This is a genomic window from Streptomyces sp. NPDC046805 (genome assembly GCF_040645355.1).
GTDB lineage: Bacteria > Actinomycetota > Actinomycetes > Streptomycetales > Streptomycetaceae > Streptomyces.
Genome location: NZ_JBEYYC010000024.1, coordinates 1 through 24,702, shown reverse-complemented (window position 1 = coordinate 24,702; position 24,702 = coordinate 1). Strand labels below are relative to the sequence as shown.

The window sequence follows — 24,702 nt, the reverse complement described above, 5'->3', positions numbered from 1 at the left end:
CTACGGCAGTTTCACGAAGGGCGAGAGGAAGGCCCGCGCGCCCGGAGTGTCCAGCCGGTAGGCGACGTTCGTGGCGTAGCAGGGGGTGTCGCCGGTGATGGTCGTGGCCGCGAGGACGTTCTTGCCGCCGACGACCGCGAAGTTGGGGCCGCCCGAATCGCCGTAACAGGCACCGCCGTTGCCCTGCGGTGCGGTCATCGCCAGGCGTACCCAGGCGTCGTTGAGGGCGTCGAAGGTCACGGGCGCCTTCATGCGCACGCCGCCGCCCGGGTGCGTCTGGCCGCCCGGCCCGTTGACCGCTTCCTGGGTGCCGTACCCGGCGACGAACCAGTCGGTGGAATTCAGCCCCCGCGATCCGAGCGCGCCCCACTGGTTCGCGGTCGGCAGTGTGGCCGGGGTGAAGGACCAGCGGGACCTGACCTTCGCGGCGGGCAGTTCGATCACCGAGATGTCGTGCGGATCCGAGGCGGGGCCCGGGTAGTCGGGGTGGCTGTGGGCCGTGCCCCCGACGCCGACGGCCTGCGCCTGGGCGGCCGGATCGCCCGGATACCTCTTCGCGGCGGCGTCGAGCCCCGCCTGCACGTCCTGGTCGAGCGAGACGTAGAACCTCGCGTTGTCCGGCCAGTCCGTGGTGCAGTGCGCGGCGGTCAGGAAGGTGTCCGCGTCGATCATCGTGCCGGAGCAGACCCAGTCGACCCGGTCCGGGGTCGCGGGATCACTGTCGTTGTCCCAGGTGGCTATGAGCGCGCCGACCTCGGTGCGTTCGGGAGCGGGTAACGCGTTGTAGGAGTTGATCGCGGAGGAGGGCAGCGCGGCGGCGAGCACGGCGGCACAGGCCGCTGCGGTGACGGCGGTGGCACGTACGGCGGTCAAGAAGAACCCCTTCGACGGATGCGGGACGGGCGTTCTCCTGTGGGAGGTGAGCAAATTCAAGCGTCTGGAGCGATACACGACAAGATGTCCTCACGCCGGACGGCTCGATGTCGCTCAAGGGCCGTTACCACCGCACCGCCGACCAGGCGGCCTTCCGGATGGGCGTGCCGCCCGGGGGCCAGGGCCCCCTTCGGCACGGGCCGAGTGGGCCCGCGCCGCACAGCGGGTCACGGAGCCTGCCGGTCGCTTCCGGTGGTGTCTTCCTCGGGTGGGGGCTCCGGTGGTGGAGGAAACAGGAGGCGCTCGAAGGCGTCCAGTGCGAACGTCAGCAGCAGAAGCATCACGGGCACGAGCAGAGCCAAAGCGATCACGATGCCTCCTGGCCAAGCAGTGAGGAACGTTGCCGCGGTGAGGGGCCTCGGTTCTTCAGCATGGGCTGAATGGGGGAACGCCGCATCCGGGCCCCGGGAGCGGGTGGGCCGATCGGGTGATGACTCTCCGTGAATCTTCGTACGCCGGAGGAGCCGTACGCGGCCCTCCACCGCGGCCGGAACGCACTCCCCTGCGTCGTCGCTCAGGAAAGGCTGCTGACCTGGTCGACACGGCGCAGCAGCGGCTCGGGGAGGGACGCGTCGACGAACGCGGTCCTCGGATGTGCCATCTCCGGGAGACCGACGGTCTCGCGCCCGAGGAAGACGGCGAGGGTCCAGTCGAGGAAGACGCGGATCTTGCGATTCATGGTCGGGACGCGGCTGCCGTGGTAAAGGCGGTGGAACCACCAGGCCGGGCGGCCCTTGAGCTTGTACCTGCCGAAGAGGATGGCCACGCCCTTGTGCAGGCCCACGCCGGCCACCGCGCCGAGGTTCTTGTGCCGGTACTCCTTCTCCGGGCGGCCGCGCAGGCGGGCGATGATGTTGTCGCCGAGGACGCGTGCCTGGCGACAGGCGTGCTGGGCGTTGGGCGGGCACCAGGCGCCCTCGCCGGCCGCCAGGTCGGGGACCTGGGCGTTGTCACCGGCCGACCAGACGTGGTCGAAGCCTCGGACCTGGAGGGTGGGAGCGGTGTCGATGTGGCCCCGGGGGCCGAGGGGAAGGCCGAAGTCGGCGAGCAACGCGCTCGGCCTGACGCCCGCCGTCCACACGATGGTGGAGGCCGGGGTCTCGACGCCGTTCCTCAGCACCACGTAACGGCCGATGCACGACTCCATCGACGTGTCGAGGTGGACCTCGATGCCGCGCTCCTCGAGCCTCTCCCTCGTCCACACGCCCAGGTCGGGCCCCATCTCGGGCAGGATGCGGTGCGCGGCCTCGACGAGGAGGAAGCGCATGTCGTCACGGCTGATGTTGCGGTAGTTCTTCGCCGCGTCGCGGGCCATGTCCTCGATCTCGCCGACGGCTTCCACTCCGGCGAAGCCGCCGCCGACGAAGACGAAGGTCAGGGCCTTGCGGCGAACCTCCGGGTCCGTGGTGGAGTCGGCCTTGTCGAGCTGCCACAGCACGTGGTTGCGCAGGCTGACGGCCTCCTCGACGGTCTTCAGGCCGATGGCCTCCTCGGCGAGTCCGGGAATGGCGAACGTGCGCGAGATGGAGCCCGTGGCGACGACGAGGTGGTCGAAGGGAATCTCGTACTCGTCGCCCGCCGCGGGGACGACGGTCGCGGTCCTGCCCGCCTGGTCCACGGCCACCACGTGCCCGGTGACGACCTCCGCCCGCTTCAGCGCCGCGCGCAGCGGGGCGACCAGGTTGCGAGCGGCCACGTTGCCCCCGGCGGCCTCGGGGAGGAAGGGCAGATAGGTCATGTACGAGCGCGGGTCGACCACCGTGACCGTGGCCTCGTCCGCGCGCAGCTTCCTGAGGAGGCGCAGCGCGGTGTACAGGCCGACGTAACCACCGCCGACGATGAGGATCCGAGGCGGCTTGGTGGTGCCGGTGTTGGGCATGAGGGATGCGTTCTTTCTGGGAGGGCGGCAGCCGTGGTCGCGGGGAGGGGGCGGCTGACGAGGAGAGGGAAGTGCTAGGGCTGCTCGGCGGGGCGACGGCCGGCGACGCTGTAGGCCACGCCGACCAGAAGGCCGCCGCCGACCAGGTTGCCCAGTCCGACGAAGAGCAGGTCGCGGGCGAACGCGGCGATAGTCACGCCGGGTACGTGCTCGAACAGGCCGAGCGAGAAGTACGTCATGTTGGCGACGACGTGCTCGAAGCCCGAGCCGATGAAGGCCAGCAGGCACCAGAAGACCAGGACGGTCTTCGCGCCGTCGGAGCGGGTACGGCCGGCCATCCAGAGGGCCACACAGACCAGGAAGTTGCACAGGACCCCGCGGAAGAACAGGGCTTCGGCGCTCTCGTGTGCCTTCGCCGTCAGCATCCCGTCAGGAGCGTCAGACCGGGGGCGGGCTTGCCGGGGACGCCGACCACGTCCAGGACCCCGGCGCAGTGCACGAGCCAGGCGAAGACGATCGATCCGATCAGGTTGCCGACGAAGGAGACCACGATGACGCCGACCGCGCCGACGACCGGCACGCGCCGCAGGCTCAGACCCTGAGTCATCGTCAGCACGTTGCCGGTGCACAGCTCGGCACCGGCGAAGACCACGAGGATCAGCGCCACGCCGAAGACCACGCCCTGGATCAGCTTGGTCCACGCCGAGTGCTCGGCGTCGAGCGGCCCGGTCACCATGATCAGGAGCACTCCGGCCACGCCGATGAAGGCGCCGGCGAGGGCCGCGAGCAGGAAGTGGCGTCCGGGGCTGCGGAGCTGGGACACCTTGGTCCGCGCTGCGGCGGCCTGCTCGTCCAAGGCGTCGTGAAGTGGAATGGGCACGTTGGCTCTCTCGGTACTGGTACCTGTCGGGGGGCCAGGGCGGGCTGGTCGTCCCGGCCCGGTCGGCCAGATAGGCATCGCTTATGAATGCGCAGACCGGCGTCGAGGACGGATAGCCGAACAATTCCTCGACTTCACCGGGAAGGCCCGCAGCCATCGACGTACGACGGCACCTTGAACAAAAGGCGAGAGGCCGTTTCCTCCGGTGTTTCGTCCCGGGAGAAAACGACCTCTGAATGGGGCGGAATACTGCGCTGTACGAGACGGCTGCGGTCGGGTCGGGCGACACCGGTATCGTCCGACCCCACCGCAGCCGGTGGGGTTCAGCTCTTCTTGTCGCCCGCGGTGTAGGAGGCGGCGCCGGTGCCGGCGAGCTTGCCGCCGTCGACGATGAGGTACTCGTCGCGGATCGGCTTGCCGTCCAGGAAGCACTCGAGGATCTCCCGCGTGCCGGCCGCGTAACGGGCCTGGGCGGTGAGGGAGGTGCCGGAGATGTGCGGCGTCATGCCGTTGAACGGCATCGTGCGCCACGGGTGGTCGGCGGGGGCCGGCTGCGGGTACCACACGTCACCGGCGTAGCCGCCGAGCTGGCCCGACTCCAGGGCGCGCACGACCGCGTCGCGGTCGACGATCTGGGCGCGGGCGGTGTTCACGATGTACGAGCCCTTGCGCATGCTGTTCAGGAGCTTCTCGTCGAACAGGTTCTGCGTCTCGGGGTGCAGCGGAGCGTGGATGGAGACCACGTCCACGTTCTTCGCCAGGTCCTGGGCGGTGGCGTGGAAGGTGAGGTTCAGCTCCTCCTCGATCTCGCGCGGCAGCCGCCGCTTGTCGGTGTAGTGGAGCTTGACGTCGAAGGGCTTCAGGCGGCGCAGGACCGCGACACCGATACGGCCGGCCGCGATGACACCGACGTCCATGCCCTCGAGGTCGTAGGAGTGCGAGACGCAGTCGGCGATGTTCCAGCCGCCCTCGGCGGCGATCTTGTGCGAGGGCAGGTAGTTGCGGACCAGCGACAGGACCATCATCACCGCGTGCTCGGCGACGCTGATGCTGTTGCTGTAGGTGACCTCGGCGACGGTGATGCCGCGGGCGATCGCGGAGTCGAGGTCGACGTGGTCGGAGCCGATGCCCGCCGTGAGGGCGAGCTTCAGCTTGGGGGCCTTGGCGATGCGCTCGGGGGTGAGGTACGCGGGCCAGAACGGCTGGGAGATGACCACGTCGGCGTCGTGCAGGTGGCGCTCCAGCTCCGAGTCCGGGCCCTCCTTGTCGGAGGTCACGACCAGGGTGTGGCCGCGCGACTCGAGGAACTCACGCAGGCCCAGTTCACCGGAGACGCTGCCGACGAGCTCACCGGGCGTGAAGTCCAGGCCCTGCGGCGACGGCAGGGTCTGGCCACCCGGGTAACCGTCCAGCTTCGGAAGGCTGTTCCGGGCGTACTTCGGCGGGAATCCGTCGACCGGGTCCGGGTAGAGAACACAGACAATCTTTGCCATGATTTCCTCCTTCGGGAACACGAAAATAAGCCATGAACCAAGAGGCCATAAGCCCCGGAATTTCTTTCCGGTTTCCGCGCCGAAAGCAACACTCCACCTGCGCGGCCGACAAGGTCAAAGAGGGCCATGCAACCGATTCATAGGTGATATTTATCGGTTGCATGTTCAACCTCTCCGCGCTGCCGCCCTCTCGCCGGCCGAGCACGGCGAACCGCGGCTGCCTTGCGGTGAAATCGCTTGCCATACAAGGAAGTTCAGCCGGCTTTCCGGATTCGCCCCTCCGGCAAGAGGGCAGCATGGCACCGAGCCGAGCGCCCGCCACGCATGCCGCCGCACCTTCCACCGTGTGACCTAAGACACGCGATCATTCAGCGCAGATGCAAGGCTAGAGACCCCAGATAGACCGCATCTGCGACCCTGATTCCGGCGATAGCCATGCAGATGCGCCCAACGTCAGTGGCCATGCGAGGAGAAGCGGGTCTTCGACCCTTGAGGAAATGGGCTCTGCCCTGAGGAAATGAAGAAGAAGAGAACAGCAGACGAGTCGGGCTGTACGCCGGGTTCTGTTCTCCGGGGTCCTCGCGGACCTCGGAGCGACGGCCATCCATCTAGGGCCGGCGTTGCCGCCGGCCTCGTGCGGTCTACCCGCGGACTCGGGCGGGCAGCCCTCGATCGTCCGCGCAGAGCGCTTTTCACGGCGCTCCTTTTGACCTTGCTCCGGGTGGGGTTTACCTAGCTGCCCAGGTCACCCTGGGCACTGGTGGTCTCTTACACCACCGTTTCACCCTTACCGAGGACCGAGGTCCCCGGCGGTCTGTTCTCTGTGGCACTGTCCCGCGGGTCACCCCGGGTGGCCGTTAGCCACCACCCAGCCCTGTGGAGCCCGGACGTTCCTCGGGAAGCCCCCTGAGGGGACTCCACGCGGCCGTCCGCCCGGCTCGTCTGCCGTGTCGACCATGTTACCGGGCATGGATCGGTGGGCCGACCCGGCGCCGCCGCAGGGGCGTGGAAGGCGCTCACGCGGGTGTGAACAGGACCTTTGCCGTTCCCGGGCCGGCCTCGGTGAGGCGAACCCTCAGCCTGGCGCCGAGCGGCAGAGGATCGCGGGCGTGGATGCGGCCGATCACAGCCGGGGTCACCAACTGTACGGTTCCCTCCGTCGGTTGGTGTTCGTCCACCTCCACCACGCATCCGTCGAAGACGTCACCGACCCGGTCCTCGAGCAGGGCCGCCTCCACCAGGTCCAGGCACTCACGCTCGACAGCCGCCGCGCGCCGGGAGCCGTCGGCCATCTCCCTCGGCAGGGCGTCGAGCGCGGCGAGCACCCACGCGGGCGGGGGCTGCCCGGCGGCGGCCGCGAGGCAGATCTCGGCGGCGTAGCGGTCGGCCAGGCGGCGCAGAGGGGCCGTGCAGTGGGTGTAGGGGGCGGCTACGGCGGCGTGCGAGGTGATCGCGGGTACGGCTCCGTCGCGGAAGACCGTGTAGCCCGCGCCGCGCAGCAGTGTCGTGCACTCCTGGAGGAAGGCCGCGTGCTCGGGGCGGTGCGGGTCGAGGGAGCGGATGAGCGCCGCGTAGGAGACGTGGTGCGGCCAGTCGATGTCCAGGGCGGTCGCGGTGCGGCGCAACCGGGCCACGGCGCCGTCCGGTGCGGCCGGGAGGGTGCGCAGGATGCCGGTGCCGTGGGCCAGCATCAGCGCGGCCGCCGCCATGCTGGTGAGTAGGGAGATCTGCGCGTTCCAGCCGTCCACGGGGAGTGGGGCGCGGTAGGCCGGCTCGTAGGTGTGGTCGCGTTCGACGATCTCCTGCTCGGGCACGTTCAGCGAGATGCCGCCGCGCTCGGCCTCCAGGCGCTCGCGGGCCTCGCCGACCGCCGCGAGCAGCGCGACCGGTTCCTCGGCGGTGCCGGAGTCGATCTCCCGCTGCACGCCCGCGTAGTCGAGCTTGGCCCGGCTGCGTACCAGGGCCCGGCGTACGTCGACGGACTCCGTACGGCCCTCCGCGTCGAGGTCGATCGTCCACAGGACGGCGGGGCGGGTCTGTCCCGGGAGCAGGCTCGCGGCGCCCTCGCTGAGCAGGGCGGGGTGCAGCGGGACCCGCTCGTCCGGGAAGTAGAGGGTGAGCGCCCGTCGGTGGGCCTCCGCGTCGAGCGCACCGCCGGGTTCGACGAAGGCGGCGACGTCCGCGATGGCGTACCGCACGCGGTGGCCGCCGTCCCGCCGCGAGAGGTGCAGCGCCTGGTCGAGGTCGGTGGAGGCCGGAGGGTCGACCGTGAAGAAGGGGATGTCCGTCGCGTCGTACAGCGGCAGGGCGGGGTCCCGCGCCACCCGCTCGGTCTCCGCGAGCACCTCCGGCGGGAAGTCCTCGGGCACCCCCAGTTCGGCACGGAGCGCGGCGAGCGCGGCCCGGAGGGTGGACCCGGGGGCGCCCGTCACGCGGAGGGGGCGGCGTGGCATACAGCGAGCGTAGAGCGGGGGCGGTCACGTGGCACCCCGTACCCTGGCGCCGAGGTCTAGAGAAGGAGTACGTGTTGCTGGTCCTGCTGCCGCCCTCCGAAGGCAAGGCGTCCTCGGGTCGTGGCGCCCCGCTGAAGCCGGAGTCGCTGTCCCTGCCGGGGCTGGCCGACGCCCGCGAGGCCGTCCTCGACGCGCTCGTGGAGCTGTGCTCGGGCGACGAGGAGAAGGCACGCGAGGTGCTCGGGCTCAGCGAGGGGCTGCGCGGCGAGATCGCCAAGAACGCGGAGCTGCGCACGGCCGGGGCACGGCCCGCCGGGGAGATCTACACCGGAGTGCTGTACGACGCGCTCGGCCTGGCCTCCCTCGACGCGGCCGCCAAGAGGCGCGCCACGCGCTCGCTGCTGGTCTTCTCCGGGCTGTGGGGCGCGGTCCGGGTGACGGACCGGATTCCGTCCTACCGCTGCTCGATGGGGGTCCGGTTGCCCGGGCTCGGGGCGCTGGGCGCGCACTGGCGCGCACCGATGGCCGACGTCCTCCCGGAGGCCGCCGGTGACGGGCTGGTGCTCGACCTGCGCTCGTCGGCGTACGCGACGGCCTGGAAGCCGAAGGGCGAGGTCGCGGGGCGCACCGCGACCGTGCGCGTCCTGCACGCCCCGACCCGCAAGGTCGTCAGCCACTTCAACAAGGCGACGAAGGGGCGGATCGTACGGAGTCTGCTGTCGGCGGGCACCGCGCCGAAGGGCCCGGCCGAGCTGGTCGAGGCGCTGCGGGATCTCGGGTACGTCGTGGAGGCGGCGGCTCCCGCGAAGGCGGGTCAGGCGTGGGCCCTGGATGTGCTGGTGACTGAGGTCCACTAGCCCTGGGCAGGATGAGCGGCATGTCCTCGTCACGCCCGTCGTCCCCCTCTCCGCCCTCGTCCTCCCCTCGGCTCTCCTCCTCTCCGCTCTCCGCCCCGCTGCTGGACCTCGCGCCCGTCGTCCCGGTCGTCGTCATCGAGGACGCCTCCGACGCCGTACCGCTTGCGCGGGCGCTGGTCGCGGGCGGGCTGCCCGCCGTCGAGGTGACGCTGCGGACGCCGGCCGCGCTCGACGCGATCCAGGCCATCGCCTCACAGGTGCCGGACGCGGTGGTCGGCGCCGGTACCGTCCTCGGCCGGGAGCAGGTCGAGGAGGCGGTCGCGGCCGGGGCTCGCTTCCTGGTCAGCCCGGGGTGGACGGACGTGCTGCTGGCGGCGATGCGCGCTTCCGGGGTGCCGTTCCTGCCGGGGGTGTCGACCGCGTCGGAAGTCGTGGCGTTGCTGGAGCGCGGGGTGCGGGAGATGAAGTTCTTCCCGGCCGAGGCGGCCGGCGGCGTGGCCTATCTGAAGTCGCTGGCCGGTCCGCTGCCGCAGGTCCGCTTCTGCCCCACCGGCGGGATCGGCCCCGGGAACGCCCCGGAGTACCTGTCCCTCCCCAACGTCGGCTGCGTCGGCGGGACCTGGATGGTCCCCGCGGACGCGGTGGCCGCCGGGGACTGGGGGCGCGTCGAGGTGCTGGCGCGGGCGGCGGCCGGGCTCCGACGGGCTGACGCCGCCGGGCTCAGGGACGCAGGTGGGACGTGTCGTTGAGCAGCCGTACGCTCGCGTTGCCGTCCGCGTAGTACGCCACCGCCGACAGCGAGGCCGCCGACAGCTCCATGCGGAACAGGGACTCGGGCGGGGCGCCGAGGGCGAGGCGTACGAAGGTCTTGATCGGGGTGACGTGCGTGACGAGCAGGACGGTACGGCCCGCGTACGCCTCCGCCAGCCTGTCGCGGGTGGCGGCGATCCGGGTCGCGGTCTCGGCGAAGCTCTCGCCGCCGTCGGTGGGCCGGGCCTCCGGGTCGGCGAGCCAGGCGTTCAGGTCGTCCGGGTGGCGCTCGCGGACCTCGCCGAAGGTGAGCCCCTCCCAGGCGCCGAAGTCGGTCTCCCGCAGCCCTTCGTCGATCGTCACGTCGAGCCCGAGGCGGGCGGCGACGATCTCGGCGGTCTCGCGGGTACGGGCCAGCGGAGACGCGACGATCGCCTGGACCGTCCCGCGCTTCGCCAGCGCCGCCGCGACCCGCTCGGCCTGCTCCCGGCCGATGTCCGAGAGGGCCGGATCGCTGCCGCCGCTGCCCGAGAACCGCTTCTGCGGAGTCAGCGGGGTCTCCCCGTGCCGCAGCAGCACGAAGGTCGCGGGCGCCCCGAGGTCGGCTGGTGCGGCCCAGCCGACCGTGGGAGTGGCGGTCGCGGGGGCGGACGCGAGGTTGCGGGCCGCTCGTGCGTCGGCGTCGGCCTTGGTCGGCGCGGGCGGCGTGGACGGCGTGGACGGCGCGTCCAGTGCCGCCGTCGACGCCGACGGCGACCACTGCTCGCCGCGGCTTCCGGCGTCCATCGCCTCGTTGGCCAAGCGGTCCGCGTGCTTGTTGCGTTCGCGCGGGATCCACTCGTACGTCACGCGATCCGGCGGGAAGACCCGGGCCGCCTCCGCCGCCAGGGGCTGCAGGCCCGGGTGCTTGATCTTCCAGCGGCCCGACATCTGCTCGATGACGAGCTTGGAGTCCATGCGGACATGGACCTCGGCCGACGGGTCGAGGGCGTGGGCGGCGTGCAGGCCGGCCAGCAGGCCGCGGTACTCGGCGACGTTGTTGGTGGCGGTGCCGAGGTACTCGGCCGCCTCCGCCAGCGTCTCGCCCGTCGCCGGGTCGATGACCGCGGCCCCGTAGCCCGCCGGGCCCGGGTTTCCCCGCGAACCGCCGTCCGCCTCGACGATGAACTCCCGCACGTCCTACGCCCCTTTACGACCCGTAACTGCCCTGTACGACGGAACTACAGGCCGGACTCGGCCGTACGCACCAGGATGCGGCGGCAGTTCTCGCAGCGGACCACCGTGTCGGGGGCGGCCTTGCGGATCTCGCTCAGCTCGGTGATGGCGAGCTCCTGGCGGCAGCCCTGGCAGGTGCGCTGGTAGAGCTTGGCCGCGCCGATGCCGCCCTGCTGCCCGCGCAGCTTGTCGTACAGCTTGAGCAGGTCCGCGGGGACGGAACCCGCGACGACCTCGCGCTCCTTGGTGACCGTGGCGGCCTCGCCGTCGATCTCCTCGAACGCGGCGTCCCGGCGGGCGGTCGCATCGTCGATCTTGCCCTGCGCGGAGGCCACGCGCTCGGTCAGCTCGCGCACCCGCTCCTGCGCGGACTCGCGGCGCTCCATGACCTCCAGGACGACGTCCTCGAGGTCGCCCTGCCGCTTGGCGAGGGAGACGATCTCGTGCTGGAGGTTCTCCAGGTCCTTCGGGGAGGTGATCGCGCCGGAGTCCAGGCGCTGCTGGTCGCGGGCGGCGCGCTGGCGCACCTGGTCCACGTCCTGCTCGGCCTTGGTCTGCTCGCGGGCGCAGTCGCTCTCCTCGGTCTGCGCGGCCACGAGCAGGTCGCGCAGCTGGGTCAGGTCCTTGGTCAGCGACTCGATCTCGGCGTGCTCGGGCAGGGACTTCCGCTTGTGCGCCAGCTGCTGCAGGCGGACGTCGAGGTCCTGGACGTCGAGGAGGCGGATCTGGTCGGCGGGCGCGGCGTTCAGTTGGGGGCTCCCATTAGCTAGTGGTGACGGAGGACGCCGCGTGGGCGGTCCAGGGGTCGGTGACCGTCTTCGAGACGTGGACGCGAAGTCCCCATCCGTGTCGGTCGGAGATCTCGTCGAGCTGGGCTGCGGCCAGCTCGCACCAGGGCCATTCGGTGGCCCAGTGCGCCGCGTCGAGCAGCGCGATCGGGCTGTGGGCGACGGCCTCGCTGGCCGGGTGGTGGCGCAGGTCCGCGGTGAGGAAGGCGTCCACGCCGGCCGCCCGGACCTGGTCGAAGAGGCTGTCGCCGGAACCGCCGCTCACCGCGACCGTGCGGACGACCGCGTCGGGGTCGCCGGCGACCCGGATGCCCTGCGCGGTGGCGGGCAGCCGCTCGGCGGCGCGGGCGGCGAGCTCGCGCACGGTGAGGGGGTGGTCCAGTTCGCAGACACGGCCGAGGCCTCGGCGCCCGGACGGGTCGGTCGGGTCCGGCACCAGGGGGCCGACGACCCTGAGGTCCAGGGCACCGGCCAGCGCGTCGCTGACGCCCGGGTCGGCCGTGTCGGCGTTGGTGTGGGCGACGTGCAGCGCGATGTCGTTCTTGATCAGCGTGTGCACGACGCGGCCCTTGAAGGTGTCGGCCGCGACCGTCGTCGTACCGCGCAGATAGAGCGGATGGTGCGTGACCAGCAGGTCCGCGCCCAGCTTCACCGTCTCGTCGACGACGTCCTGCACGGGGTCCACGGCGAACAGGACCCGGGAGACCTCCTGGTCGGGGTCGCCGGCGACCGTGCCGACCGCGTCCCAGGACTCGGCCCGCTCGGCGGGCCACAGGTTCTCCAGCGCGGCGATGACTTCAGACAGACGGGGCACGGGGAAAAGGCTACCTGCCTGTTCTGCGGGGATGTACCGGCTCCGTACACAAAGGCGCCCGCGGAGCACATCCGCCGGCGGTTCCTCAGGTGAACCGCGGCCCGGCCACCCTTATGTGTGAAGCGGCCGCTCGGCGGTGCCACGCCCGTGCGTGCGAAAACTAGTTTCGTCGCCGGAGGTGACCGAACGATGACGGCCTGTGCGATCGAATCCCCGGCTGCCGACGCGGTGGAGGGTGTGCCGCCCGGCGCTGCCGGGGCTGCCACGACTGCGGCCCGCGCCCTCACCATCACGGCGGACGGTGCCTACGGCGCCCGCCTCGCGCTCGCCGGCGACTGCCTGTTCCCGGAGCGCTGGACGCTGGACGGCCCGGAGCCGTACGCGGTGCCGCTGCCCGGCAACCAGCCGGAGGAGCCCGGCACCGAGGTGCAGCCGATGAGCGACGGCCGGGTCCTCGTCCACCGGCTGGTGCAGCGGCGGCACGCCTTCTCGCTGCTGTACCCGACCGGCCCCGGCACGGGCGAGCTGCCGCTGGGCGCGGTCGAGTGTCCGGAGCCCGGCACCCGGCTGCGACTGCTGCCGCCCGCGCCGGGCGGGGCGCACGCGTACGCCGTCGCCGTCGGCCCGCGCTCCACGGCGGTGTGGCGGGTGGCGGGCGGCGCCTTCGGGCCGGAGCGCCTCGCGGAGATCCCGGGGCGCTGCTCGGGCGGGGTCTGGCTGGACCGCACGGGACGCATGCTGGCGCTGGACCGGGAACTCGGCGGGCGCACCAAGGCGGTCGTGGTGGACCTGGAGCGGAACGGCGAGGTGTCGCCGCTGCTGCAGATCGCGGCCGACAGCGACGACCGGCTGCTGCTCGCCGACCCCGACAGCGGGCTGCTGCTCATCGCCTCGGACGCGCCCTCGCCCGGTGAGCCCCGTATCGGCTGGGGCGTCCTTGCCAGCACGCTGCCGGTGCGGTTCCCGGAGTGCCTGCGGGTGCCGGACTGCTCCGTGACGCCGATGGCGATCCAGCCGGGCCAGGTGCTGACGCCGGAGCACTGCGCGGTGGCGCTGCGCGTGGACGGGCCGCTCGGCAGCTGGGTGGGCGTATGGCGGCCGGCGAGCCGACAGGTGCAGCATCTTCCGGCGCCCCAGGGGTGGTTGACGGGGGCGGGGCTGTGGACGGAGGACGCGGTGCTGCGTCTGCCGTACGCCACCGAGGAGGTGCCGTGCGGGGTGGCCCGGCTGGAGCCGTCCGCACGGGCGGCAGGTTCGGCGAGGGCCCCTCGTGAACCGGCGGAAGCGGAGCCTCTGGCCCCGGTCGTAACCCGACCTGTGCCCCTTCAGCAGGCACCTCTCGCACGTCTTGTAACGAAGTAGTGCCGGTTGGCGTGGAGTGGCGTGGCCGCCTGGATCGGCCCCGAGGAGGGCCGGTTAGACTCGCCCGGCTGTAGGAAAGATCATGTTGACGGGGTGAATTCTTCCCATGAGCGACGCCAAGACGTCTCAGCCGCGCGCCGACCTCAAGGAGGTCGGCGGTCACGGCAGGCACCGGGGCCCGGTCTCGGGCCAGGAGAAGGAGACGGCCCCGCGTGGCCGTCACCGCAAGGCGGAGCCGTCCGAGTCGGCGGCCTGACAGTTCGAAACAGCACGAAGGAGGGGGCTGCCCGTCGGCTGACGGGCAGCCCCCTCCCGCCTGTCACGACCTGTCACCGGTCTGTCGACCGCGGCCTGCCGGCGGCCCGTTCGGATCCGCTCAGGCCGGCTCAGGAGTGTTCCACGACGTCCACGACCGTGTCGGCGAGGACGGGCGCGTCGTCCCGTTCGACGGCGCCGACGGCCACCCGGACCGAGCCCTCCCGCCGCCACATGCGGATGCGCAGGGTCTCCCCCGGATACACGACCCCGGCGAAGCGCGTGGTGTACGACCGCACCCGGGTCACGTCGCCGCCGAGCAGCGTGTCGACGACGGCCTTGAGCGTGCAGCCGTACGTGCACAGCCCGTGCAGGATCGGCCGGTCGAACCCGGCGAGCCGGGCGAACTCGGGGTCGGCGTGCAGCGGGTTGTGGTCGCCGGTGAGGCGGTAGAGCAGGGCCTGGTCCTCGCGGGTGGGCCGCAGGGCGGTGCGGTCGGGCTCGCCGGTCGGCGGGGCGGGGCGGGAGGACGGACCTCGGTCGCCGCCCCAGCCGCCCTCGCCGCGTACGAAGATCTCCGCCTCGCTCGTCCACAACGGGCCGTCGGTGTCCGCGACTTCGGTGCGCAGGACGAGGACGGCCGCGCTGCCCTTGTCGTGGACGGCGGCGATGCGGTCGACGGCGGTCGCGGTGCCGCGGGGCGGAACGGGTCGGTGGAGGGTCAACGACTGCCCGCCGTGCAGGACTTGGGCGAGGTCGACGTCGATGCCGGGCATGGACAGGCCACTGATCACGCCGGGCGGACCGCCTCCCGCGACGGTGGCGAAGCTCGGCAGCACCCGCAGCCGGGACTCCAGGGTGTAGCGCAGCTCGTCGGGGTCGGTGGCCGGGACACCGGCGCCGATGCCGAGGTGGTACAGCTGGACGTCCCCGGGCTCCCAGGCGATCTCCCCGCAACGGGGTGCGGCGGCAAGGGCCTTGGCTGCGTCGATGGGCATACGGCTCCTGACCTGACGTGAGTCCTGCGGCATGCGGGCCGCTTCCTGCCTGCCGGGACATTTGTACTGCCCGAGTCCGTACAACCGCATCTCCCGCACAGGGGCCTCTGATTCGTACCGTCATAGGCATGACACAGAGGGAACACGCCGTGTCCTTCACGGGGGCGGTCAAGACGTACGGCGAGGTCCGCGCCGTCGACGGTATCGATCTGGAGATCGCGCGCGGCGAGACGGTCGCGCTGCTCGGCCGCAACGGCGCCGGGAAGTCGACGACGATCTCGCTGCTGCTCGGCCTGAACGTGCCCGACGAGGGCTCGGTCGAGCTCTTCGCAGCGGCCCCGGAGCGGGCCGTGCGCGCGGGGCGGGTGGGCGCCATGCTCCAGGAGGCGCGGGCGGTCCCCCGGGTCACCGTCCGGGAGTTGGTCACCTTTGTCGCCTCGCGCTACCCCGCCCCGATGCCCGTGGCCCGGGCCCTGGAGCTGGCCGGGATCGCGGAGCTGGCCGGGCGGCGGGTGGACCGGCTGTCCGGCGGGCAGACGCAGCGGGTGCGGTTCGCGGTCGCGCTGGCCGGGGACCCGTCGCTGCTGGTGCTGGACGAGCCGACCGCGGCGCTGGACGTGGAGGCGCGGCACGCCTTCTGGGACTCGATGCGGGGCTACGCGGACCGCGGTCACACCGTGCTGTTCTCCACCCACTACCTGGAGGAGGCCGACGCGCACGCCGACCGGATCGTGGTCGTCGACCGCGGCCGGATCGTCGCGGACGGCACGGGTGAGGAACTGCGCCGGGCGGCGGGCGGCAACCTGGTCTCCGTCGACCTGGCCGGACACGACGCGGACGGCCTGGCCCTGCTGCCCGGCGTGCGGTCGGTCGAGGTGCGCGGGCAGCGGGCGCGGCTGCGCACGGACGACTCCGACGCCACCGTGATCGCGCTGGCCGCACTGGGCGCGATACGCGGCCTGGAGGTCGCCCCGGCCTCGCTGGACGACGCCTTCCTGGCACTGACGTCGTCGCACAGAGCCCCGGACAGAACACCGGACATCCCCTCGGACGCCCCCTCGGGCGAGACCCCTCGTGAAGCGGAGACCGTGTGATGTGGGACTACCTGCGCCTGGAGGTGCGCCGGACGCTGCGCGACATCGGCTTCGTGATCGGCGGGGTCGCGATGCCGGTGGTGATGTACCTGCTGTTCACCAACCTCGGCGCGAACGACGGCGCGTGGAAGACCGCGTCCATGGTCGGCATGGCGGCGTACGGTGCGGTCGGCTCGGCGCTGAACACCGGCGGTGCGGTCGCCGAGGACCGGGCGATCGGCTGGCTGCGGCAGCTGCGGGTGACGCCGATGACACCGCGCGAGGTGGTGACCGGACGGGCACTGACCGGCGCCGTGACCGTGCTGCCCGCGATCGCCGCGGTGCTCGCGGCGGGCGGCCTGGTGAACGGCGTACGGCTACAGGTCTGGCAGTGGGCGGTGATCGCGCTGCTGCTGTGGGCCGGCTCGATCCCCTTCACCCTGCTCGGCCTCGGCAACGGCTACCGGCTGACCGGTCCGGCCACGGGCGTGGCGAACATGGCGTGCAACCTCGGGCTGGCGGTGGTCGGCGGCCTGTGGTTCCCGGTCACCCTGTTCCCGACGTGGCTGCGCACGCTCTCCGCGTATACCCCCACCAACCGCTTCGCCCAGCTCGGCAGGTCGGTGGCCGAGGGGCACGCACCGGCCCTCGGTGCGGTCCTCGTGCTGACGGCCTGGCTGCTGGTGTTCGGCTCGTACGCTGTCCTGTCGTACCGCCGCAGCGCGGCGAGCGTCTGAATCGGGGGCGAGGACATGTCGAGGCGGCGGAAGATGCTGTACCGGCTGGATGCCTGGCGGTGCCGGGAGGGCGGCGAGCGCGGGCAGGTGCCGGACCACCCGGGGCCGCCGCCGACCGGGTTCTCCCTGCTGCCCTGGCTGCTGATGGGAATGGGCTCCTTCTCCAACCTCCTCCAGGGCAAGACCCCCAACCCGTGGATCGGCGGCCTGGGGCTGCTCACCTTCAACTCCCTGTACATCTACGTCACTTTCCGCGCCTTCGACAGGAAGAAGCGCGCGTCGGCCTCCACCCGGATCGCGCTGCTGCTCCTGGCCCTGGTGACCACCGGCCTGGCCGTCGGCTACGGCGGCAACTGGCTGAGGTTCTTCCCGCTGCTGGGCCTCGCGACGGGCGCGACGCTGCGCGGGCGGTGGCTGAGCCGGACGGGGCTGCTGCTGGCGGCGTTCGCCGGTGTCGTCGCCGGTTTCCGCGACGGGCCGAACGCGGTGAACATCGCCTACGGCACGTTCCTGTCGAGCATGGTCACCGCGGCGATCCTGGGGCTCTCCGAGGCCGTACGGGAACTGCGCGCCGCGCGCGAGGAGTTGGCCCGCCGCGCCGTGGAGAAGGAGCGCCTGCGCTTCTCCCGCGATCTACACGACCTGCTCGGCCACACCCTGTCGGTGATCGTGGTGAAGTCGGAGGCGGCCCGCCGTCTGGCCCCGCGCGACCTGGACGCCGCGCTGTCGCAGATCGGCGACATCGAGTCCGTCGGCCGGCAGGCGCTGACCGAGATCCGCGAGGCGGTCACCGGCTACCGGGAGGGCAGCCTCGCCACGGAGCTGGCCCGCGCGCGCTCGGCCCTGTCCGCGGCGAGCATCGAGCCGGTGGTCAAGCAGTCCGGGGCGCCGCTCGCCCCGCAGACGGAGGCCCTGCTGGGCTGGGTGGTCCGCGAGGCGGTCACCAATGTGGTCCGGCACAGCGCGGCCGCCCGCTGCGAGATCAGCGTCGAGGCCGACGACGGGCGGGTACGGCTCACGGTCACGGACGACGGCACGGGCACGGGCGCGGCCCGCCCCCGGGAGGGCATCGGCGGCACCGGCCTCAAGGGCCTGACCGAGCGCCTGGCGACGGCGGGCGGCTCCCTGCGGGCCGGCGCGGCACCCCGCGGCGGCTTCACCGTCACCGCCGAACTCCCCGCGCAATCGTTCGAGTTGCCGCAGCCCGCCGAAGTGGTCACGGTGCCCACGGAGACCTGACCGCGGCGACACCCAGCGCCTCCTCGGGCGGACGAAACGCGGAGTGGCTCGGACCATGGCGTACCGCCGGCTGGCTACGCTTGGGCCGTGAACGAGATGCCCCGGGACCAGCGGCCTGCCAAGTCCATCCGGGTTCTGCTCGCCGAGGACCAGGGCATGATGCGCGGCGCCCTCGCCCTGCTGCTCGGCATGGAGGAGGACATCGAGGTCGTCGCGCAGGTAGCGGCGGGCGACGCCATCGTGGACGCGGCGCTGAACCACCGTCCGGACGTGGCCCTGCTGGACATCGAACTGCCGGGCATGAGCGGCCTGGACGCGGCGGCCGAGCTGCGTGCCCAGGCGCCCGGCTGCCGGGTGCTGATCCTCACCACGTTCGGGCGGCCCGGCTATCTGCGCCGGGCCATGGAGGCCGGGGCGGCGGGGTTCCTGGTGAAGGACGGCCCGGTGGAGGAGCTGGCCGTGGCGATCCGGCGCGTGCTCACCGGGGAGACCGTGGTCGACCCGGCGCTGGCCGCGGCCGCGCTCAGCGCCGGGCCCAGCCCGCTGACCGCCCGCGAGTGCGACGTACTGAACGCGTCCGTGGACGGCGCGACCGTCGCCGACATCGCGGCCAGGCTCCATCTGTCCGAGTCCACCGTCCGCAACCACCTCTCCTCGGCGATCGGCAAGACGGGCACCAGGAACCGGATGGAGGCGATGCGCGAGGCGCGACAGCAAGGGTGGCTCTGAGACCTCGCCCGTCAGCGCACGGCGGCGCCGGCCGAACGCCCCTTCCCCGGCAGCCACACCGCCATCAACGCCACCGCGCCGACCAGCACCACCGCACCCGTGCGGAAGACCAGCGCGTACCCCTCGGTGAGCGCCTCGGCACCCCCGTCGCCGCCCGAACGGGCCGCCGCCACGGTCGACATGATCGCGATGCCGAGCGAACCGCCCATCGTGCGCGAGGTGTTGACCAGGCCCGATACCAGACCGGCCTCACCAAGGCCGGCGCCCGAGGTAGCCAGCGAGGCGAGCGGTGTCGCGGCCAGGCCCGCCCCCGCCATCATCAGGACGCCCGGGATCATGACCGCCGTGAGGTAGGCCCCGTGCGCGCTCATCGTCGACTGCCAGCCGAAGCCGGCGAGCGCCACCAGCGTCCCCAGCACCGCCACGCCACGCGGCCCGGCCACGGGCATGAGCCGTGGCGCCAGCTTCGATCCGATCACCACGGCCAGCGAGCTGGGCACCAGCGCGAGCCCGGCCTCCAGCGGCGAGTAGCCGAGCACGTTCTGCGTGTACAGCGTCATGAAGTACCAGGTGCAGAACATGACCAGGCCGCTCACGAGCGTCGACGCGTTGGCCGACGCCACCGAGCGCCGCCGCAGCAGCCCGAGCGGCATCAGCGGGGCCGCCGTGCGCGCCTCGACCGCGAGGAACAGCCCGATCAGCGCGAGCCCGGCGGCCAGGGGTATCAGGGTGGCCGCCGCCGTCCAGCCCTCGGCCTCGGTCTGCACGATCCCGTACGCCAGCGTCGCCAGCCCGCCCGTCACCAGCAGCGCGCCCGGCAGGTCCAGCCGCCGCCCCTTCCCCGCCCGGCTCTCCACCAGCCCGACCAGGGCCCCGACGAGCACGACCGCACCCACCGGCACGTTGATCAGCAGCACCCACCGCCACGACAGCGCGTCCACCAGCGTCCCGCCGACGATCCCGCCCGCGGCTCCACCGCCCGCGCCCACCGCGGTCCAGGTGGCGATGGCCCGCGCCCTCGCCGCGCCCTCCGGGACGCCCGAGGTGACGAGCGCGAGGGTCGAGGGCGCGAGCACGGCCGCCCCGAGCCCCTGCACGGCCCGCGCGAGCAGCAGCTCGCCGCCCTCCTGGGCGAGGCCGCCACCGAGCGAGGCCAGCGTGAACAGGGCGAGCCCCACCAGGAACATCCGCTTGCGCCCGTACAGGTCCCCGGCCCGGCCGCCGAGCAGCATGAACCCGGCGAAGGCGATCGTGTACGCGTTCACCACCCACTGCAGGCCCTGCACGCTCAGCCCCAGGTCGGCCCGCATCGACGGCAGGGCCACGTTGACGACGGAGACGTCGAGCACGACCAGGAACTGCCCGGCGCACGCGAGCGCCACCACCAGCCAGGCGGGCGGGGCGGCGGCAGGGCGGCGGAGTGGGCGACGGGAGACGGGGGACGCGTCGGCGGCTTCCAGCATGGGTGTCATGCTCTCAACACGGTTACGGTCCTTGCATCGGGATTTCGCCCTAGGCACACGCCGGTTCGCCCCGAGCGGGCGCCGGAACTCCGCCCGACGGGCCGTCAATTGGTCACAAGAAGGTCAAGAATTCGTTAGAGGCCCGAAGCAACGGAACAGTTGCGCATGCATGCGGGTTGGCACCGACATTCGCATCGGCATTCGCCCCACCGGCCCGGAGGCCCCATTCAATGACCCACACGACGACCGACCAGCCCACCCGCCGCGAAGCGAGTGGGACCCTGGTCCCGGTGCTCGCCTTCGCGGGCATCGTGGTCGCGGTGATGCAGACCCTGCTCGTCCCGGTCATCAAGGACCTGCCGCAGCTGCTGGACACCGACCCCAGTAACGCCACCTGGGTCCTGACCTCGACACTCCTCTCCGGCGCCGTGGCCACCCCGATCATGGGCCGCCTCGGCGACCTGTACGGCAAGCGGCGCATGCTGATCACCAGCCTCGCGGTGATGGTGGTCGGCGCGCTGGTCAGCGCGTTCACCAGCGCCCTGCTGCCCATGATCGTCGGCCGTACGCTCCAGGGCTTCGCCATGGGCGCGATCCCGCTCGGCATCGGTCTGATGCGCGACATGCTGCCGCGCGAGCGGCTCGGCTCGGCGATGGCGCTGATGAGCTCCTCGATCGGCGTCGGCGGCGGCCTCGCGCTGCCCGCCGCGGCCCTGGTCGCCCAGCACACCGACTGGCACGTCCTGTTCTACGGCGCCGCCGGACTCGGTGTGCTCTCCATCGCCTTGACCCTCCTCGTCGTACCGGAGTCCCCGGCCCGCGCCGAGGGCTCCTTCGACCTGCTCGGCGCGATCGGCCTGTCCGCGGGCCTGGTCCTGCTCCTGCTGCCGATCACCAAGGGCCGGGACTGGGGCTGGACCTCCGCGACCACGCTCGGCCTGTTCGGCGCGGCGGCCCTCGTGCTGCTCCTGTGGGGCGTGCTGGAGCTGCGCCTCAAGGCCCCGCTCGTCGACCTGCGCACGACCGCCCGGCCCGCGGTGCTCTTCACCAACCTCGCGTCGATCATGGTCGGCGTCTCGTTCTACGTCGTCTCGCTCGTCCTGCCCCAGCTGCTCCAGCTGCCGAAGGCCACCGGGTACGGCCTCGGCCAGTCGATGGTCGTCGCGGGCCTGCTCGTGGCGCCGCTCGGCCTGACGATGATGTTCACGGCGCCGATCTACGCCCGGCTCTCGGCCAAGTACGGCCCCAAGGTCACGCTGATCATCGGCATGGTGGTCATCGGCATCGGCTACGGCGCCGGCCTCGGCCTGATGAGCGCTCCCTGGCAGAGCGCCGTCATCGCGGTGGTCCTGGGCGCGGGCATCGGCCTCGCCTACTCCTCGCTGCCCGCGCTGATCGTCGGCGCGGTCCCGGCCTCGGAGACGGGCGCGGCCAACGGCCTCAACACCCTGATGCGGTCGATCGGCACGTCCGTCTCCAGCGCCGTCATCGGCATGGTGCTGGCGAACACCGCGCACAACGTCGGCGGCATGGCGATCCCGACCATGCACGGCTTCCGGCTCTCCTTCCTGATCGCGACCGGCGCGGTGGCGCTGGGCCTGCTGATGGCGCTGTGCCTGCCCCGGCAGAGCCGTCCGGCGCAGCACACGCAGCTGCGGGCGAGCAGCGAGGAGGAGGCGGGCATCGCGCGCGCCGAGGCGGTCCTGCGGGGCTTCCGCGGCCGGGTCCTGGACGCCGACGGCGTCCCGGTCGCCCGCGCCAAGGTCACCCTGATCGACCGCCGGGGCCGCCAGGCGGGCGCCACGCTCTCCTCGCAGGACGGCGGCTACGCCCTCACCGTCCCGGCCGAAGGCCCCTACGTCCTGGCCGCGCGGGCCGCGGGCCACGGCCCGCACGCCTCCGCCGCGACCCACGCCGGCGACGAGCGCCCGGTCGACCTGGACCTCTCCCTGCCGGGCGAGACGGTCCACGCCTGACGGCCGTCCGAGCCGCCGAAGATCGACACCCGCACCCCCCGTCGTCGCACCGACGGGGGGTGCGGCAGCATGGGCGCCCATACGCACGTACGACCGAAAGGACCCCGATGACCGCGGCGCCCAAGCCCGAGATCCTGGCCGCGTTCGAGGCGGCGAAGGGGTTCATGCCCCTGGACGAGGGGCTCGCGCTGTACGCGGCCGCCGTGGAGGCGGGGCGGCTGGGGCTGCCGCTGCTGGAGGTCGGCACGTACTGCGGGCGCTCGACGATCCTGTTCGCGGACGCGGCCCGGCAGTCCGGCGTCACCGCGCTCACGCTCGACCACCACCGGGGCAGCGAGGAGCAGCAGCCGGGCTGGGAGTACCACGACCCGGAGACGGTCGACCCCGAGATCGGTCTGATGGACACGCTGCCCACGTTCCGCCGGACCCTGCACCGGGCGGGCCTGGAGGAGCACGTCGTCGCACTCGTCGGCCGCTCCCCGCAGATCGCCGCCTTCTGGAACTCCCCCCTCGGCCTCGTCTTCATCGACGGCGGCCACACCGACGAGCACGCCACGGCCGACTACGAGGGCTGGGCCCCCCATGTGGCCGAAGGCGGCCTGCTCGTCATCCACGACGTGTTCCCGGACCCGGCGGACGAGTTCACCGGCCAGGCCCCTTACCGCGTCTACCTCCGGGCACTCGAGTCCGGCGCGTTCACGGAGGTCTCGGCGCACGGCTCGCTGCGCGTGCTGCGGCGAGCGAAGGCAGGGATCCGAGGGCGCGGTTAGAGTCGCAGACGTGTCGTACCTAGGCCCGGACTTCGATCCCCCACAGCCCCGCCGGTCCCGCCGCGCGCCCCTGACCGTCGCCCTCGCCGCGCTGGTGCCGGGCGCGCTGCTCGGCTGGCTCGTGTACCAGTCGGCGGACCGTCCCGGTGACGCCGGCCGCCCGGACAAGGCCGCCGGTGCCCCTTCCGCGTCCTCGTCCGGATCCTCGGCGCCGTCCCCGGCGTTCCCCGGCGGCGACGACCGCAAGCCGCGCTCCACGGCCACCACCTCGGCCCGCGCCGCCTCCGGCCCCCTCAAGGGCAAGGTCGTCGTCATCGACCCGGGGCACAATCCCGGCAACGTCCAGCACACGGCCGAGATCAACCGCCCGGTGGACATCGGCACGAACCGGAAGGAGTGCGACACCACGGGAACGTCCACCAACGCCGGCTACACCGAGGCCCGGTTCACGCTGGACGTGTCCCACCGGCTGCGCACGCTCCTGGAGAAGGAGGGCGCCACGGTGAAGCTGACCCACGACGGGGACGCACCGCCCTGGGGTCCGTGCGTGGACGAGCGGGCGCGGATCGGCAACACCGCGCACGCCGACGCGGCCATCTCCATCCACGCGGACGGCTCGGCGCAGGGCGACCGCGGCTTCCACGTCATCCTGCCGGGCTCCGTCCACGCGGGTGCCGCCGACACCCGCCCGATCCTCGGCGCCTCCAACGACCTCGGTGAGCGCGTCGCCGGCAGCTTCGTGCGCGACACGGGCAGCGCGCCCGCCAACTACGTCGGCGACGGCACCGGTCTCGTCACGCGCACCGACCTCGGCGGTCTCAATCTGTCGACGGTTCCGAAGGTGTTCATCGAGTGCGGCAACATGCGCGACAGCAAGGACGCGGCGCTGCTGACGAGCGGCGCCTGGCGGCAGAAGGCGGCACAGGGCATCTCTGACGGAATCGTGAGCTTCCTGAGCAGGTAGTGAGCGACGGGCTACACCGGGCGGACACCGTGATCGCACGGACGATAGTGTCGTTCTTACGATGAGGGGTCACCCCTGCGCTGCACACCGGGCCCGAGGGGACATGGTGCCGGCGACGCCTCTACCGACGACGAGATGACCTACGAAGGACCTGAAGTGAATATCCGCTCCCTCAATCGAGGCGACGGCGTGGTGCTCGGAGCAGCGGTGTTGCTGTTCATCGCGTCGTTCCTCGACACGTTCGACAAGTCCGGCGACGGTGCCCCGAACGCGTGGGACGACCTGGGTCTGCTGATGAGCCTCTACCTCGGCGGCGTCATCGGCGCGGCCCTGATCGTCGTCGCCCGCACGCTCCCGCAGCCGCGCAAGGTCATCGGTCTGGACCTCGGCCAGGTCGGCGTCGCGCTGACGATCTTCGCCGCGTGGACCGCGTTCTGGACGGTCATCGACCCGCTGGGCCCGGTCAGCACCGACAACTTCGACGTCAGCGCGGGCACCGGCCTGATCCTCGGCCTCGTCGCCACCCTGATCCTGGCGGCCGCGGCCATCGCCACGCCGCTCGTCCCGGCCCTCCAGGCCTCCCTGATCCCGGCCCCCAAGCCGGCCGCCGCGCAGCCCTACGGCGCCCAGCCCCAGGCGGGGTACGGCTACCCCGGTGCCCAGCAGCAGACGTACGGCGCCCAGCCGCAGCAGGGCCAGCCCTACGGCGGCGCGCAGCAGGCGACGCAGGCGCAGCCTCCGGCCGCGGAGTTCTCGCCGTTCTGGTTCGCCGTTCCGGTGCCGCGTCCGCTGTTCGCGGAGGACGGCTCGCAGACGCCGGTCGCCGAACTGGCGCCGGGCACCTGGTACTTGGCCGTCGAGCAGCGCGGCGGCTCGCTGGTGGCCCAGACGCAGGACGGCCGCCGCGGTGTGCTGCAGGACACGTCCGGGATCCAGCGCGGCTGAGCCGCGCCACCGGCCCGTACGGCCCCTCGCCCTTGGCGGATTCAAGGGGTCGTTGCAACACGCGGTTGTTTGATCAGGCCGTGAGTAGTTTATGCAGGCGCTCGGCTGGGGTTTCCCAGTCGAGCGTTT

At 72.3% G+C, this 24,702-nt stretch carries 24 protein-coding genes and 1 other RNA gene; 12 read left to right on the top strand and 13 right to left on the bottom strand.

What is annotated here, in order from left to right; translation table 11 throughout:
* From ABZ910_RS24365 to ABZ910_RS24330, 8 genes are all read right to left on the bottom strand, one after another.
* Nucleotides 1-873 (bottom strand): trypsin-like serine protease, encoded by an 873-nt coding sequence (locus tag ABZ910_RS24365; protein WP_361368770.1) that lies wholly within the window; start codon nucleotides 871-873, stop codon nucleotides 1-3.
* A 227-nt stretch (nucleotides 874-1,100) separates the two neighbouring features.
* Nucleotides 1,101-1,244: a hypothetical protein gene (locus ABZ910_RS24360; protein ID WP_361368768.1), complete on the bottom strand. Its 144-nt coding sequence runs from the start codon at nucleotides 1,242-1,244 to the stop codon at nucleotides 1,101-1,103.
* Between the two features lie 203 nt (nucleotides 1,245-1,447).
* Nucleotides 1,448-2,812, bottom strand: a complete 1,365-nt coding sequence (locus ABZ910_RS24355; RefSeq protein WP_361368766.1) for an NAD(P)/FAD-dependent oxidoreductase — start codon at nucleotides 2,810-2,812, stop codon at nucleotides 1,448-1,450.
* Between the two features lie 74 nt (nucleotides 2,813-2,886).
* Nucleotides 2,887-3,237: a formate/nitrite transporter family protein gene (locus tag ABZ910_RS24350; protein ID WP_361368765.1), complete on the bottom strand. Its 351-nt coding sequence runs from the start codon at nucleotides 3,235-3,237 to the stop codon at nucleotides 2,887-2,889.
* Nucleotides 3,231-3,692, bottom strand: coding sequence for a formate/nitrite transporter family protein (locus tag ABZ910_RS24345; RefSeq protein ID WP_361368763.1), 462 nt, complete (start codon nucleotides 3,690-3,692; stop codon nucleotides 3,231-3,233). Before ABZ910_RS24345 ends, ABZ910_RS24350 begins: the two co-directional genes overlap by 7 nt.
* A gap of 323 nt (nucleotides 3,693-4,015) precedes the next feature.
* On the bottom strand, nucleotides 4,016-5,185 hold the full coding sequence (locus ABZ910_RS24340) for an NAD-dependent formate dehydrogenase (protein WP_361368761.1): 1,170 nt from the start codon (nucleotides 5,183-5,185) through the stop codon (nucleotides 4,016-4,018).
* A 536-nt stretch (nucleotides 5,186-5,721) separates the two neighbouring features.
* An RNA gene (gene rnpB, locus ABZ910_RS24335) (RNase P RNA component class A) lies at nucleotides 5,722-6,126 on the bottom strand.
* Nucleotides 6,127-6,201: 75 nt separating this feature from the next.
* Nucleotides 6,202-7,638, bottom strand: a complete 1,437-nt coding sequence (locus ABZ910_RS24330; protein ID WP_361368759.1) for an RNB domain-containing ribonuclease — start codon at nucleotides 7,636-7,638, stop codon at nucleotides 6,202-6,204.
* Between the two features lie 74 nt (nucleotides 7,639-7,712).
* Between ABZ910_RS24330 and yaaA the strand changes: the two genes are divergently transcribed.
* Both yaaA and ABZ910_RS24320 read left to right on the top strand, forming a co-directional pair.
* Nucleotides 7,713-8,495 carry a peroxide stress protein YaaA gene (gene yaaA / locus ABZ910_RS24325; protein ID WP_361368758.1) on the top strand — a complete coding sequence of 261 codons (783 nt, stop codon included), beginning with the start codon at nucleotides 7,713-7,715 and terminating at the stop codon, nucleotides 8,493-8,495.
* Between the two features lie 20 nt (nucleotides 8,496-8,515).
* Nucleotides 8,516-9,244, top strand: coding sequence for a bifunctional 4-hydroxy-2-oxoglutarate aldolase/2-dehydro-3-deoxy-phosphogluconate aldolase (locus tag ABZ910_RS24320; RefSeq protein ID WP_361368756.1), 729 nt, complete (start codon nucleotides 8,516-8,518; stop codon nucleotides 9,242-9,244).
* On the opposite strand, the gene ABZ910_RS24315 is transcribed toward ABZ910_RS24320, so the two are convergent.
* Genes ABZ910_RS24315 through ABZ910_RS24305 form a run of 3 tightly spaced genes read right to left on the bottom strand, consistent with a single transcriptional unit; the run spans nucleotide 9,216 to nucleotide 12,062 of the window.
* On the bottom strand, nucleotides 9,216-10,421 hold the full coding sequence (locus ABZ910_RS24315; protein WP_361368754.1) for a bifunctional RNase H/acid phosphatase: 1,206 nt from the start codon (nucleotides 10,419-10,421) through the stop codon (nucleotides 9,216-9,218). The two genes, ABZ910_RS24320 and ABZ910_RS24315, sit on opposite strands and share 29 nt — an antisense overlap.
* A gap of 44 nt (nucleotides 10,422-10,465) precedes the next feature.
* On the bottom strand, nucleotides 10,466-11,209 hold the full coding sequence (locus ABZ910_RS24310; RefSeq protein WP_361368937.1) for a C4-type zinc ribbon domain-containing protein: 744 nt from the start codon (nucleotides 11,207-11,209) through the stop codon (nucleotides 10,466-10,468).
* A 13-nt stretch (nucleotides 11,210-11,222) separates the two neighbouring features.
* Nucleotides 11,223-12,062, bottom strand: a complete 840-nt coding sequence (locus tag ABZ910_RS24305) for a Nif3-like dinuclear metal center hexameric protein (RefSeq protein WP_361368752.1) — start codon at nucleotides 12,060-12,062, stop codon at nucleotides 11,223-11,225.
* Between the two features lie 189 nt (nucleotides 12,063-12,251).
* Here ABZ910_RS24305 and ABZ910_RS24300 point away from each other — a divergent pair, with 189 nt between their 5' ends.
* Both ABZ910_RS24300 and ABZ910_RS24295 read left to right on the top strand, forming a co-directional pair.
* A complete protein-coding gene (locus tag ABZ910_RS24300; protein WP_361368751.1) occupies nucleotides 12,252-13,424 on the top strand; it encodes a hypothetical protein in 1,173 nt (390 codons plus the stop codon).
* Between the two features lie 106 nt (nucleotides 13,425-13,530).
* On the top strand, nucleotides 13,531-13,680 hold the full coding sequence (locus tag ABZ910_RS24295; protein ID WP_361368749.1) for a hypothetical protein: 150 nt from the start codon (nucleotides 13,531-13,533) through the stop codon (nucleotides 13,678-13,680).
* A gap of 130 nt (nucleotides 13,681-13,810) precedes the next feature.
* Here ABZ910_RS24295 and ABZ910_RS24290 read toward each other — a convergent pair whose 3' ends face one another.
* Nucleotides 13,811-14,677, bottom strand: coding sequence for a MaoC/PaaZ C-terminal domain-containing protein (locus ABZ910_RS24290; protein WP_361368747.1), 867 nt, complete (start codon nucleotides 14,675-14,677; stop codon nucleotides 13,811-13,813).
* A 128-nt stretch (nucleotides 14,678-14,805) separates the two neighbouring features.
* Here ABZ910_RS24290 and ABZ910_RS24285 point away from each other — a divergent pair, with 128 nt between their 5' ends.
* The 4 genes from ABZ910_RS24285 to ABZ910_RS24270 all read left to right on the top strand — a co-directional run bounded on the left by ABZ910_RS24285 (nucleotide 14,806) and on the right by ABZ910_RS24270 (nucleotide 18,455).
* A complete protein-coding gene (locus ABZ910_RS24285) occupies nucleotides 14,806-15,771 on the top strand; it encodes an ABC transporter ATP-binding protein (RefSeq protein WP_361368745.1) in 966 nt (321 codons plus the stop codon).
* On the top strand, nucleotides 15,771-16,487 hold the full coding sequence (locus ABZ910_RS24280; protein ID WP_361368935.1) for an ABC transporter permease: 717 nt from the start codon (nucleotides 15,771-15,773) through the stop codon (nucleotides 16,485-16,487). Before ABZ910_RS24285 ends, ABZ910_RS24280 begins: the two co-directional genes overlap by 1 nt.
* Nucleotides 16,488-16,520: 33 nt before the next feature.
* Complete coding sequence (locus ABZ910_RS24275; RefSeq protein WP_361368933.1) at nucleotides 16,521-17,726, top strand: sensor histidine kinase; 1,206 nt, start codon at nucleotides 16,521-16,523, stop codon at nucleotides 17,724-17,726.
* A 96-nt stretch (nucleotides 17,727-17,822) separates the two neighbouring features.
* Nucleotides 17,823-18,455, top strand: coding sequence for a response regulator transcription factor (locus tag ABZ910_RS24270; protein ID WP_361368931.1), 633 nt, complete (start codon nucleotides 17,823-17,825; stop codon nucleotides 18,453-18,455).
* Nucleotides 18,456-18,466: 11 nt separating this feature from the next.
* Here ABZ910_RS24270 and ABZ910_RS24265 read toward each other — a convergent pair whose 3' ends face one another.
* A complete protein-coding gene (locus ABZ910_RS24265) occupies nucleotides 18,467-19,927 on the bottom strand; it encodes a DHA2 family efflux MFS transporter permease subunit (protein ID WP_361368743.1) in 1,461 nt (486 codons plus the stop codon).
* Nucleotides 19,928-20,148: 221 nt separating this feature from the next.
* Between ABZ910_RS24265 and ABZ910_RS24260 the strand changes: the two genes are divergently transcribed.
* From ABZ910_RS24260 to ABZ910_RS24245, 4 genes are all read left to right on the top strand, one after another.
* Complete coding sequence (locus ABZ910_RS24260) at nucleotides 20,149-21,894, top strand: MFS transporter (RefSeq protein ID WP_361368741.1); 1,746 nt, start codon at nucleotides 20,149-20,151, stop codon at nucleotides 21,892-21,894.
* 107 nt (nucleotides 21,895-22,001) lie between these two features.
* Nucleotides 22,002-22,664, top strand: coding sequence for a class I SAM-dependent methyltransferase (locus ABZ910_RS24255; protein ID WP_361368739.1), 663 nt, complete (start codon nucleotides 22,002-22,004; stop codon nucleotides 22,662-22,664).
* A 10-nt stretch (nucleotides 22,665-22,674) separates the two neighbouring features.
* Nucleotides 22,675-23,628: an N-acetylmuramoyl-L-alanine amidase gene (locus tag ABZ910_RS24250; protein WP_361368738.1), complete on the top strand. Its 954-nt coding sequence runs from the start codon at nucleotides 22,675-22,677 to the stop codon at nucleotides 23,626-23,628.
* Between the two features lie 156 nt (nucleotides 23,629-23,784).
* The gene (locus ABZ910_RS24245) at nucleotides 23,785-24,573 is read left to right on the top strand and encodes a hypothetical protein (protein WP_361368736.1); all 789 of its coding nucleotides are present in this window, start codon (nucleotides 23,785-23,787) and stop codon (nucleotides 24,571-24,573) included.
* Nucleotides 24,574-24,702 lie beyond the last annotated feature (129 nt).

Bases quoted from the DNA above. Each gene is read 5' to 3' on its own strand.
- ABZ910_RS24355 (WP_361368766.1), bottom strand. From the start codon at position 2,812: ATGCCCAACACCGGCACCACCAAGCCGCCTCGGATCCTCATCGTCGGC.
- ABZ910_RS24350 (WP_361368765.1), bottom strand. From the start codon at position 3,237: ATGCTGACGGCGAAGGCACACGAGAGCGCCGAAGCCCTGTTCTTCCGC.
- ABZ910_RS24340 (WP_361368761.1), bottom strand. From the start codon at position 5,185: ATGGCAAAGATTGTCTGTGTTCTCTACCCGGACCCGGTCGACGGATTC.
- ABZ910_RS24330 (WP_361368759.1), bottom strand. From the start codon at position 7,638: ATGCCACGCCGCCCCCTCCGCGTGACGGGCGCCCCCGGGTCCACCCTC.
- ABZ910_RS24320 (WP_361368756.1), top strand. From the start codon at position 8,516: ATGTCCTCGTCACGCCCGTCGTCCCCCTCTCCGCCCTCGTCCTCCCCT.
- ABZ910_RS24300 (WP_361368751.1), top strand. From the start codon at position 12,252: ATGACGGCCTGTGCGATCGAATCCCCGGCTGCCGACGCGGTGGAGGGT.
- ABZ910_RS24295 (WP_361368749.1), top strand. From the start codon at position 13,531: ATGAGCGACGCCAAGACGTCTCAGCCGCGCGCCGACCTCAAGGAGGTC.
- ABZ910_RS24290 (WP_361368747.1), bottom strand. From the start codon at position 14,677: ATGCCCATCGACGCAGCCAAGGCCCTTGCCGCCGCACCCCGTTGCGGG.
- ABZ910_RS24285 (WP_361368745.1), top strand. From the start codon at position 14,806: ATGACACAGAGGGAACACGCCGTGTCCTTCACGGGGGCGGTCAAGACG.
- ABZ910_RS24280 (WP_361368935.1), top strand. From the start codon at position 15,771: ATGTGGGACTACCTGCGCCTGGAGGTGCGCCGGACGCTGCGCGACATC.
- ABZ910_RS24275 (WP_361368933.1), top strand. From the start codon at position 16,521: ATGCTGTACCGGCTGGATGCCTGGCGGTGCCGGGAGGGCGGCGAGCGC.
- ABZ910_RS24270 (WP_361368931.1), top strand. From the start codon at position 17,823: ATGCCCCGGGACCAGCGGCCTGCCAAGTCCATCCGGGTTCTGCTCGCC.
- ABZ910_RS24265 (WP_361368743.1), bottom strand. From the start codon at position 19,927: ATGACACCCATGCTGGAAGCCGCCGACGCGTCCCCCGTCTCCCGTCGC.
- ABZ910_RS24260 (WP_361368741.1), top strand. From the start codon at position 20,149: ATGACCCACACGACGACCGACCAGCCCACCCGCCGCGAAGCGAGTGGG.
- ABZ910_RS24255 (WP_361368739.1), top strand. From the start codon at position 22,002: ATGACCGCGGCGCCCAAGCCCGAGATCCTGGCCGCGTTCGAGGCGGCG.